Here is a 9,993-nt window from a genome sequence, read left to right on the forward strand (position 1 = left end):
GTAGTCAGATATTCGAATCGAATCTTCCAAATGTGCAGCTCTGCTCGCCATACTTCATGATTAATGAAAAAAAGAAATTATCTATCAATTATCCATCATTTGACTATAAAGTGAACAGCATTGGGCTTGCCCCCTGCAATCCGTGGGCGTGTATCTTAGTTTTTACTTGGGAAAAGCGATGAATATCGTAGAGAAGCATGTTGTGATTGCCGCTGCACCTGAAACGATTTTTCGTATTTACCAGGATGTTGATAACTGGAAGGCATGGGATCCGGATACTAAGGCTTCTTTTTTGAAGAAGGGCTTAACGCTTGGTTCTAAAGGCAGTTTAACGCCTACCAAGGGCAATACGGTGCCTATGGAAGTGACCGCCATTGAGCTAAACCGTAACTTTACGGTTACCAGCAAGACTTTCCTGTTTCGTATGGATTTTGATCACGAGCTGGAGGTGGTTGAGGGTGGTACCAGAGTGGTGCATCGGGTGACGTTTGCCGGGCTGCTGAAACCCCTTTTAATCAGAATGCTTGCCCCGCTGGTGGATAAGGGCCTGCCCATTACCTTGCAAAGACTTAAAGCACAGGCAGAAGGCGTTCAGGCTGTGAATATTTAATTGGGTATTCTTAATGGTATAAATGCGGAGATTAAAAAAGGCGATGCCAGCATTGAGCTAATATCGCCTTTTTATATAAATTAATTAACCATTTACTGCAGTTTGAGTTTTATCTTTGGCAGACCAAATACGGTAACGTAATTCCACGCCTTCAGGCACATAAACCACCATGGGCAATTTATCGTTATAGCGGTGTAGCTCTTCTGAATAAACGCTAACAAAAGCTTGTTTCTTAGGCGCATTAGGATCGCAGGCCATCATGGTGCTGATACCCGGCTGAATTTGTGGCAATATCCAATAGTCATATCCCCAGCCCTGTGCGGTTTCCTTTTTTAATTGCCCGCCCAAATTTCTGGTATTGCAATCCACTTCCATCATCTTGCCTAGCAATAATTGCACCCGATAAAGCTCTGGGTTTTTAACCTTAGGTAGCTGAATCACTTGGCGAATAAAGCCTGCTTCTGGCGCAGGAAAAGCCTTCATAGGATCCGGGCTCGGGCTGGCGGCAAAGGTACTGGCGCAGGTGATGGCGGTAAGGATAGCTAGTTTAATTTTCATTTAATCTTCCTTAAAATTTGATTGATGCAATCTTTATGGCAAGAGCCGCAGCATATTGATAAGGCATCATATGGACGATCAGCATTAAAGAGTAGCAACTATTTACAGAAAGTTAATGATATTTATCACAATTTTCCATTCCAATAAAATGGAATATATATTTGTGAGGTCTGTAATTTTAATCAATGATTTATTTTTTATTTAATCTAATTAATATTATTTGATAAGTTTAATAGCTATTTCTTTCTGCACGCATTCCTTGCGTGATCCACCCGCAGTATCCACTTTAAAGCCACAGGCTTTGGCGATGATATAGCCTTTGCCTTCCGGGTTATTGCTTAAAAATGAATTAACCGAAGTTGGCACGCCAGACAGAGAGATATTGTCTTTGTCTTTTTCCCATTTCAGGGTTGCTCTCGCGTTTTTTTCCGGGTTTAGCGTAAAAAACAAATCAGTATCATCACCGCTGACCAGTGCGTCTTTGCTGAGGTGAAGGTTTAAAGTGGCGATGTCGGTGGATTTTGCATCCCATTCCACGCTAAAGAAACCGTCGTTAATCGGGGTAATGCCGCTGGCGTCTTTTACCCCGGCAAGCACTCGCAGGGCATTGATTGTGGGCACGGTGTCGACGGCAACAATATTGATGCCGTCGCTATTTACGGTGACATCACCCCCACCGCAAGCCACTAAAAGCGAGCAGAGGGCGCTGATCAGGAAGATGGATTTCATGGGGCGTTTGTCCAGGTTAGGCTCTGATGTGGGCAATATACAGGGGCAATCTCTTGGTATATGTAATGATTTATTTTTTCATCCAGCCATCCCAGGCGGGTGGCTCGCTCATTTGGGCGGGTAAAAAGTCGATAAAGCTGCGGATTTTGGCGGAGAGGTGGCGGCGGCTGGGGTAGACGGCGTAAAGCGCCAGCTCCGGGGCGGTGTAATCGGGCAGCAGGATTTCCAGCGCGCCACTGGCTAAATCTTCACCAATCAAAAAGCTGGGCTCGCAAATAATGCCTTCCCCGGCAAGGGCCGCGCGGCGCAACAGATCGCCATTATTGGCTCTGAAATGCCCGGCTACTTTTATCGTGATATCGCCATTCGGCCCGCTAAAATCCCACTCGCCCCGGCGACTGCCATGGGTGTAAATCAGGCAGTTATGGTTGGCTAAATCGGCAGGGGAGAGCGGCCTGCCGTGCCGGGCCAGATAGCCGGGCGCTGCTGCGGTAACCATACGAATGGTCGCTAAACGTCTTGCCACCAGCGTATCGCTGATCTGGCCTGAGATGCGCAGTGCCAGATCAAAGCCTTCTTCAACCAGATCTACGCTGCGGTCTGTCAGCTCAACTTCTACTATTACATCGGGATGGGCCTGTTGGTAAGCAGAAATCAGCGGGGAGAGGTGCAACTGGCCAAAAGACACCGGTACATTAATCCGCAGCAGGCCAAAGGGCCGCTGGCCTTCCTGCCCCAGCTCCGATTCAGCCTCGGCTACATCGCCCAAAATCTGCAAACACCGCTCATGGTAAAGGCGGCCTGCCTCGGTGAGGCTGAGCTTGCGGGTGCTGCGCTGCAAGAGGCGGGTATTTAAGTGGGCTTCCAGCTCTGCCACCAAACGCGATACCGCGCTGGTGGAGATATCCAATTGATCAGCAGCCTTTACAAAACTACCCGCGTCAACAACCCGGGTAAAGACTTGCATGGCGGTGAGTTTGTCCATAATGGTGGGCTCGTGTTGGGGCGGGGTGAGGCCCGCAGATTGTTTGGCAGAGAGCGATCAAAACCCAAATCTTGAACCACTTCGGCCTTAGAGGACACGGAGTTTCACGGAGAAAACAGATTTAGAGTTAAGTCGTTTTATTTGAATTTTTAGACTTTTCAAACTTGGTAAGGTGTCGCTTGTCATAGCCGGTTGCATTGGGCGTAAATCTCCCCTTGAAGCACGCCGAAGCGAGGAACAAGCGGGCGGGGTTTCTTTGATGCCTGTTTGAGCGAAGCGAGTTCCGCAGCCGCCGCTGTCCGCAGATGAGGGGCCTTCGTGCTTCGTGGGGTCGCCTTCTTTGGCTTCGTTTCTTGGCGAAGCAAGAAAGGAAGGCCCCGCGGTGGCTAACCGCTCCAAAATCAATGTGCCGAAGGCACTAAACAGATCTTTATGACTGTACTTTGGGCCTTACCCAACACCCATTTAATTATCCCACATTCAGGGATAATTATTTGAGGATATCTGTATTTATCCCTCAAGCGGCAATCGTCATACTGCACTCCATCGATGCCAAACACATGGCGCAAACCACTGGAGATTCAAAATGATTGATAACAAAACCGCCCCATACGCAGCCCTTTTTCTTCGCACGGCTCTGGCCATTATGTTTCTGGCACACGGCTTAACCAAGGTGTTTGTGTTTACTTTGCCAGGCACGGCACAGTTTTTTGCTTCGGTTGGCTTTCCGGGCTGGATGGCTTATCCGGTAGCGGGGGCTGAGGTGTTTGGTGGTTTGTTCCTGCTGCTGGGGCTTTATCCACGTTTAGTGGCAGCTGCATTGTTGCCGGTATTGATTGGTGCAAGCACGGTTCACTTTGCTAATGGCTGGTCGTTTGGTAACGCCAACGGCGGCTGGGAATACCCGGTGTTTCTGATTGCTGCGGCCTTGGTGCAGGTCTTGATGGGCGACGGTGCATTTGCTCTGAAACGCTCACCTCGTTTTGCGGATTAAGATTTAAACCCAAATCTTGAACCACAGAGAATACTGAGGACACAGAGTTTCACGGAGAAAATCGATTCTCTGTGCGCTCTGTGTCTGCAGATTTCAGGTTCTTAAAATGTCGAATACCAAGGAATTCACCATGTTTCCCAGTTTTTATATTTCTCATGGCTCTCCCATGCTGGCTTTGGATGCTGGGAAAACGGGCCTTGCGTGGCAGGCTTTGGTGGCGGATTTGCCTAAGCCTAAGGCGATTTTGATGGTGTCGGCGCATTGGGGCTCTTTGCAGCCTGCGGTGGGTGCGGCCAGCCAGCCTGAAACGATTCACGATTTTGGTGGTTTTCCTGCGGCGCTGTTTGATTTGCAATACCCGGCACCCGGTGCGCCGTGGCTGGCAGAAAAAGTGGCCGCTGTATTAGAGGCAGCAGGCTTGCCGGTGGCAGTTCACCCCAGCCGGGGCTTGGATCATGGCGCCTGGGTGCCGCTCAGGGTGATGTACCCGGATGCCGGTGTACCGGTGGTGCAATTGTCGATTCAGCCAAGGCAAGGCCCGGAGCATCATTACCGCTTAGGGCAGGCTTTGGCAGGTTTGCAGCAGGAAGGCGTGATGATTATCGGCTCGGGCAGCCTGACTCATAATCTGTACGAGGTAATGGGCGATATTACCGAAGGCGATCCGCGTGTGCCAGCGTATGTGCCCGCATTTCAGGCCTGGATGAATGAAAAGCTGCTGGCGAACGATATCAAGGCCCTGCTCGATTACCGCCGTCAGGCACCGGAAGCCAGCCGTGCCCATCCAACTGATGAGCATCTATTGCCTATTTTTGTGGTGATGGGTGCTGCTCAGGGGGAGAAAGTAGAGCGCAGCCATAGTGGCATTACCGGCGGGGTGTTGGCGATGGATGTGTATCGCTGGCAGGATTAAATATGCTTCAGCTTAAAGCTGAGTAAGCAAAATATTGAACCACAGATCTTACTGAGAGCACAGAGTTTCACAGAGAAAATCAATGATTTGATGGTTTTCTTTGTGGCCCTTTGTGTTCTCGTTTTACTCTGTGGTTCAAGGTTTAGCGATGTATCAAGGCTAAAAATCTTACTTCTGCAACTGTTTAGTCCATTCCTGCAACGCCACCATCTGGGCCGCTACATTTTTGCTGATGGTTTCATCAGTCACATTGCCATTGGCGTCAAAGCCACCCGCAAAGGCGTTGGCAAAGACTTAGGGTTTTGCCAGCGGGTGCAGGTTTACAAATACGCAAACCTGGCGCAAATGATATTGCGAGCGGGAAGAGCCCATGCCACCCGCCGCGCCTAAAATGGCGACTGGCTTGCCGTTCAGTACCTTGTTATCTGCTTCGCGCGATGCCCAGTCGATCACGTTTTTAAGGGCAGGGGCCAAGGAGTAGTTGTATTCAGGGCAGGCTAATACCAGCGCATCGGCCGCTGCAATTTTAGCCAGCAGCTCCAGCAATACCGCAGGGCGATCGCCTGCTGCGATATCGCCGTTATAAAAAGGAATCGCCGAGATATCGACGATTTCTAATTCCATACCCGCAGGTAAATTGGCTTTGGCACAACGCAGCAGGCCACTGTTTGTTGATGCTTTACGCAGGCTGCCAGAGATTCCGATTGCTTTGATAGTCATCTTTAATATCCCTTAGTGAATGATGCGGTGCGCCAACAGTTTGTGTTGCTGCCCGTACATAGAGTGATACGCCGCAGCAATCAAATGTGCAAGCGCGTATGGCCAGATTATATGTGCGATTAATTACAACTAATGCGAAAACGTGCTTGGGCTTGAGTAAGCTGTAAGTGCTTAAGCAGCTTGCAGGCTGACATTATTCAGCACCTGATCTGCCGCCGGGTATGCAGTATTCATATAAATTTTTACAAAAGAATGCCCCAGTGTGTCTTGTGCTGGATGAAAGCCAATGCTGATATTAGATGGCAGTGCGTTTTTTATCATCCTCAGCCCGTTAATCACCTGATCCCAGGATGAGGTGATATAGCTGGAGCCTGGCAAGAGATATTGAGCCGGGCTGGCCACACCCACGCTGCTGATTTTGCCCTGCGCGCTGCGCGGGCCGGAGATCAGCATATTTTGCTCGGCATTGGCGTAAAGATTGCCTTGTGAATGCGCAACCAGTACCAGCTTGCGCCCTTCGGCCAGATACTGCCGGTACATTTTTAAATGCTCGGGCAGCTCGGGCATTGAGCTGGTGCTGAGGCTGTTCAGATATTTATCGTAAATATCCTGGCTCATCCAGCCCGCCTGGGTGGTGCCGCCATCAAGCATGCGCCAGAAGTCTTTGACGTTTTGCGTTTCATGTTTTTTTTGCTGAAATACCTGCCACATATCGCTGAAAAAACCATTGCTGGCGTTATAGGCATTGCCATAGACAAAGTCTTTATCCAGTTTTTTGGCCTTCATATTGGCTTTAAGCACCAGCATGCTGGCAACAGAATCATCAAAAGTGTTTTGAATACCATTTACAAAAACCACGGCAGCGGGCGCGGCAAAGGCCGGGCTGGCTATTAAAGTGGCAAGCAGGATAAGGCGTTTCAGCATGGTTAGCTCCTGTTTTGTGTAGGGGTAAAGCGTGGTTTCAGTTGCTTAAACTGGCAGGCTGGAAATTGCAGGGCTGATTGCCAGGATCAGCAAAATACTGGCCGGCTGCCAGTGTCTGAAAGCGTAAATAGGCCTCGGTACGCTGGGGGGTACCCAGCATTTCGGCGCGGGTTTTGAGCAGCTCGTCATACATGGCGTGTGCTGTTTTGCCGGTTTTTTGCGTGACGTCCTCGCTCATCAGGCAGGCAATGCCACGGGCAATTTTCTCACCCGCCAGCTTGGCTTGCTCCGGGGTGGATACCTCATAAATGGCGCTGCTCCAGCCCTGGGCCAGCTGGGTAAAAGCGAGCTGGCTGACCTGGGATGTGGCGTAATGCTGCCTGATATAAGCATTAACCTCATCGGGTACGCCATCGTGATTTTGGTCTTTATCTTTTACAGCCTCTGCTGATCCGGCTGTGGATGCGGCACTGAGCCAGGGGGCTTTTACACTGATGATGCCGGAGGGGGAAGACGGGGTTGCTGCGGGGGCGGATTGCGCGTCTGCAGGCCATTGTGAGTAAGCGCTAAGGGCAATCAGGGAGGCTGCAGCAATTAGATAAGGCCATTTCATGGCGATATACCCGGTCAGTTTAAATGTGAATAAAAGCCATTGTTTGATTGCCTCAGGCAAGGGTTTAAGGGCTTGGCATCCGGTGGGGATCAATCCGGGCTTTTACCCGGATTGATACGCTCCGCCTTGGGGTAACGAGATTTTGCCGGTGCAGCTCTTAATAGCCCGATCATCGTTAAATTTGCTCATATTGAATATAAGCTGTTTGATTTACCTGTTGCGTAAGATACACGCAGGTAACTTATAAGCATTATTTTGCTGAAATAAGGGCTCCATCAATGATTTGCGCTTGGTTGCTCACACCGACTTGCAGTACGGGTGTGCTGCCCGAGCTGATTTTATCTATGCCCTTAGAAATCACTTCGCCAGGCGATGTGGATGCGTTAATGCCAACAGATACCGAATACTCCCGGCCGCTGAGCTGATGCGTTTCAACCTGGCCAATTGCCGCTTTGCCTGCGGCGGATTCTACTTTAGCGCCGGTCAAAACCGATTTACCACCAACATCCAGCGTTACACCCTGCTTGCCGCTGATGCCTGATTCGGTTTTTACAAAATCGCTGGCGCTGTGTTTAATGGCTAAATCAAGCGATGGGGTAATCGATGAGCCTTCTTTATCATGGCCAAGCAGGGCATCTTTAATGCCATTACCTGCTTTACGCGCCAAGCCATCCACCTTGCCACCCTCTGATGGCCCGCTGGTCAGCTGCTCCGGCAGGGCAACACTACCGCCGTCTTTGGCAGAGAAGCTCACGCCCTGGGTGGTATCGGTTTTCAGGCCTTTGTTAAAGGCAAAGTTTTCGTACTTGTCTGCTACTTTATCGGCGGCCTTATTGACGGCATCGGTGGCTTTGTTTTTTACGGTATCGCCCAGCCCGCCTAATTTATCGGCAACCAGGCCATTTTCACCCTGATGTTTTTCAGCATTCAGGCCAAGGCTTATATCTACCTTGGTGCTGTGATCACGGTCTTGCTGGCTGCTCACAATTAAATCACCGCCTATTTTGCCGCTCACCGCATCGGCCTTGATATTGCCGCCCTGAATGCTCACATCTTTGCCGCTGTTGATGCTGACTTTGCCTGCTTCAATATTGGCGTTCTGGTGTTGCAAGATATCTTGCTTATCCACGCCCACCGCTACTTTAGCGTTAAAGCCGTAGGTGTCTTTGCCCTCATCCACCTTGCCATTGCTGTCTTTATTAAAGGATTGGCCTGCTTTTGCGCCACCGCCAATGGCCAGATTCCAGTTATTAACTTCTTTGCCGGATTGGGCAGATTGAATGCTGATACCACCATTGGCGGCATCCAGCGCCACATTTTCTGCTTTAACTTGCGTGCCTGTCAGGCTCACCGCATCTTTAGCCGCTGCACCTGCGCTGATCACTACATTGCCTTTGCTATTAATGCTGCCTGTGGTCTGGCTATGCGTCGATTCATTGACCTTGCCGATATTAAAATCGGCAGCAAAGTTCACATTGCCGGATGATTTCTCGCTGCTTTCGCTAGCGCCGCCGCCAGCGCTGATATTGCCGCCAATCGCAGAGCCAGTTTTGCTGCTGCTATTACTGCCCGCCTGAAAATCCACTTTACCGGCGGCTTGCAGCGTGACATCGCCTGCGGCAGTTTGCTTGCCAATCTGCGTGCCTTGCAGAGTCAGATCTTTACCCGATTTAATCTCTGTGCCGCCCTTGCCATCCAGGCTGCCAACGACTGCCGTACCGGATTTACTTTCGCTGCTGTTGATTTGCCCGCCCACACCCGCGCCGCCGCCGGCTGATTTACTCACATTTACATTGAGCTTGGCATTGCCAGCCACGCTGTTGCTGCTGGCGCTTTGGCTATTGTTAGCCTGATCAAAGCGCACATCGCCACCCGCATTGATCACGGTTTTGCCTTCGCCTGCATTGATCTGGCTGCCCTGATAGCTAGCATGATCTTGCACATTGATATTGATGCCTTGCTTGGCATTGATGCTGCCGACCACGGCATCCGATTGGCTAGAGGTGTTGGTTTGATTGCCGCCCTTGCCGCTGGCATTCACATTTACATCTTTACCGGTTTCGGTATATACCCGCGCATCTGCCTGGCCCTGCACTGTTTTTTGTGTGGACGATTGCGTATTGGCTGCGGCGCTTAAATCATGGCTGCCTGCCTGGATATTAACGGCACCATCAGCCTTGTATTGCGTGGCCTGATCGCTCAGTGCGCCCTTGGTATTGATGCTGATATCTTTGCCGCTGATCTGGCTGACAATCGCCTTGCTGCTGTCGCTGCTGCCCTGACCATTGCCTGCTTTAACCTGCACATCGATACCCACATTGGGCGCGCCTACTTTTCCTGCCACAGAGGCAATGGCAAGGGTATCGCTTACTTTGCCGGTGATCAGCCCATTAACAGCTTTTTCAACCGGGCGGGTCACTTTGCTGTAATCCACATTGGCACCGATATCCACACTCCAGTTACTGCTCTTGCTATCGGTGTGGCTGGTATTGGTGGCGGCTTTGTTATCAATGCTGTCGGCCTTCAGTGCAACATTGCCACCCGCTGCCAGCTGTGTGCCTTCATTACTGATCTTGCCCGCATTGATATTTAAATCGCCCGCAGTTTTTACCGAAGAAGTGTTGGCGGTGGATTTATTGCTATCGGTTTGCTGGCTGCTCTGGCCTACTTCATAGCCGCTGCCCGCTTTATCAATGCCGCCGGTGTAGTAAAAACCACCGCCAGTGACGGTGCTGCTGGTGCTGGATTTCTCTGTATCTTGCGATGCGGTAATGGCTACATTTTTGCCGCTGATGTCCGCATTGCCTTTGGTGGTTTCAAGGGCAGAGCCCAATGCTGTTCACTTTATGATTTTTATTCCCCAGTTATGCCGTTGATTAAGAATTTCCGTGCCTTTTCTACTTGCAAAATGCTTAGTTCGTCGTTTCACAACCCGCGGATTACTGCG

At 50.4% G+C, this 9,993-nt stretch carries 11 protein-coding genes; 4 read left to right on the forward strand and 7 right to left on the reverse strand.

The annotated features are described in order from the left end of the window. Both CSQ88_RS23240 and CSQ88_RS20995 read left to right on the forward strand, forming a co-directional pair. The coding region (locus CSQ88_RS23240) for a hypothetical protein (protein ID WP_218963165.1) at positions 1-182 on the forward strand (182 nt) is incomplete at its 5' end. After that, the gene (locus CSQ88_RS20995; protein ID WP_099400021.1) at positions 179-610 is read left to right on the forward strand and encodes an SRPBCC family protein; all 432 of its coding nucleotides are present in this window, start codon (positions 179-181) and stop codon (positions 608-610) included. The genes CSQ88_RS23240 and CSQ88_RS20995, both read left to right, overlap by 4 nt. Before the next feature lie 84 nt (positions 611-694). Here CSQ88_RS20995 and eco read toward each other — a convergent pair whose 3' ends face one another. From eco to CSQ88_RS21010, 3 genes are all read right to left on the reverse strand, one after another. Continuing rightward, the gene (gene eco / locus CSQ88_RS21000) at positions 695-1,168 is read right to left on the reverse strand and encodes a serine protease inhibitor ecotin (RefSeq protein ID WP_099400022.1); all 474 of its coding nucleotides are present in this window, start codon (positions 1,166-1,168) and stop codon (positions 695-697) included. A gap of 216 nt (positions 1,169-1,384) precedes the next feature. Then, the gene (locus CSQ88_RS21005; protein ID WP_099400023.1) at positions 1,385-1,897 is read right to left on the reverse strand and encodes a hypothetical protein; all 513 of its coding nucleotides are present in this window, start codon (positions 1,895-1,897) and stop codon (positions 1,385-1,387) included. Between the two features lie 70 nt (positions 1,898-1,967). Then, positions 1,968-2,882 (reverse strand): LysR family transcriptional regulator, encoded by a 915-nt coding sequence (locus CSQ88_RS21010; protein ID WP_099400024.1) that lies wholly within the window; start codon positions 2,880-2,882, stop codon positions 1,968-1,970. Between the two features lie 586 nt (positions 2,883-3,468). Here CSQ88_RS21010 and CSQ88_RS21015 point away from each other — a divergent pair. Together CSQ88_RS21015 and CSQ88_RS21020 are read left to right on the forward strand one after the other, a co-directional pair. Further along, entirely contained in the window at positions 3,469-3,876 is a 408-nt protein-coding gene (locus CSQ88_RS21015) for a DoxX family protein (protein WP_099400025.1), read from the forward strand. Positions 3,877-3,982: 106 nt separating this feature from the next. Further along, positions 3,983-4,789, forward strand: coding sequence for a class III extradiol ring-cleavage dioxygenase (locus CSQ88_RS21020; RefSeq protein WP_099400026.1), 807 nt, complete (start codon positions 3,983-3,985; stop codon positions 4,787-4,789). A gap of 294 nt (positions 4,790-5,083) precedes the next feature. Here the strand turns inward: CSQ88_RS21020 and CSQ88_RS21025 are convergent, their stop codons facing one another. From CSQ88_RS21025 to CSQ88_RS21040, 4 genes are all read right to left on the reverse strand, one after another. Then, positions 5,084-5,509: an NADPH-dependent FMN reductase gene (locus tag CSQ88_RS21025; protein WP_257212700.1), complete on the reverse strand. Its 426-nt coding sequence runs from the start codon at positions 5,507-5,509 to the stop codon at positions 5,084-5,086. A 171-nt stretch (positions 5,510-5,680) separates the two neighbouring features. After that, on the reverse strand, positions 5,681-6,433 hold the full coding sequence (locus CSQ88_RS21030) for a hypothetical protein (RefSeq protein ID WP_099400027.1): 753 nt from the start codon (positions 6,431-6,433) through the stop codon (positions 5,681-5,683). 37 nt (positions 6,434-6,470) lie between these two features. Further along, positions 6,471-7,046: a hypothetical protein gene (locus tag CSQ88_RS21035; RefSeq protein ID WP_099400028.1), complete on the reverse strand. Its 576-nt coding sequence runs from the start codon at positions 7,044-7,046 to the stop codon at positions 6,471-6,473. Positions 7,047-7,296: 250 nt separating this feature from the next. Beyond that, positions 7,297-9,879 (reverse strand): hemagglutinin repeat-containing protein, encoded by a 2,583-nt coding sequence (locus CSQ88_RS21040; RefSeq protein ID WP_099400029.1) that lies wholly within the window; start codon positions 9,877-9,879, stop codon positions 7,297-7,299. Between the last annotated feature and the right edge of the window lie 114 nt (positions 9,880-9,993).

It is taken from the genome of Iodobacter sp. BJB302 (assembly GCF_002735645.1).
In the GTDB taxonomy this organism is placed as follows: domain Bacteria; phylum Pseudomonadota; class Gammaproteobacteria; order Burkholderiales; family Chitinibacteraceae; genus Iodobacter.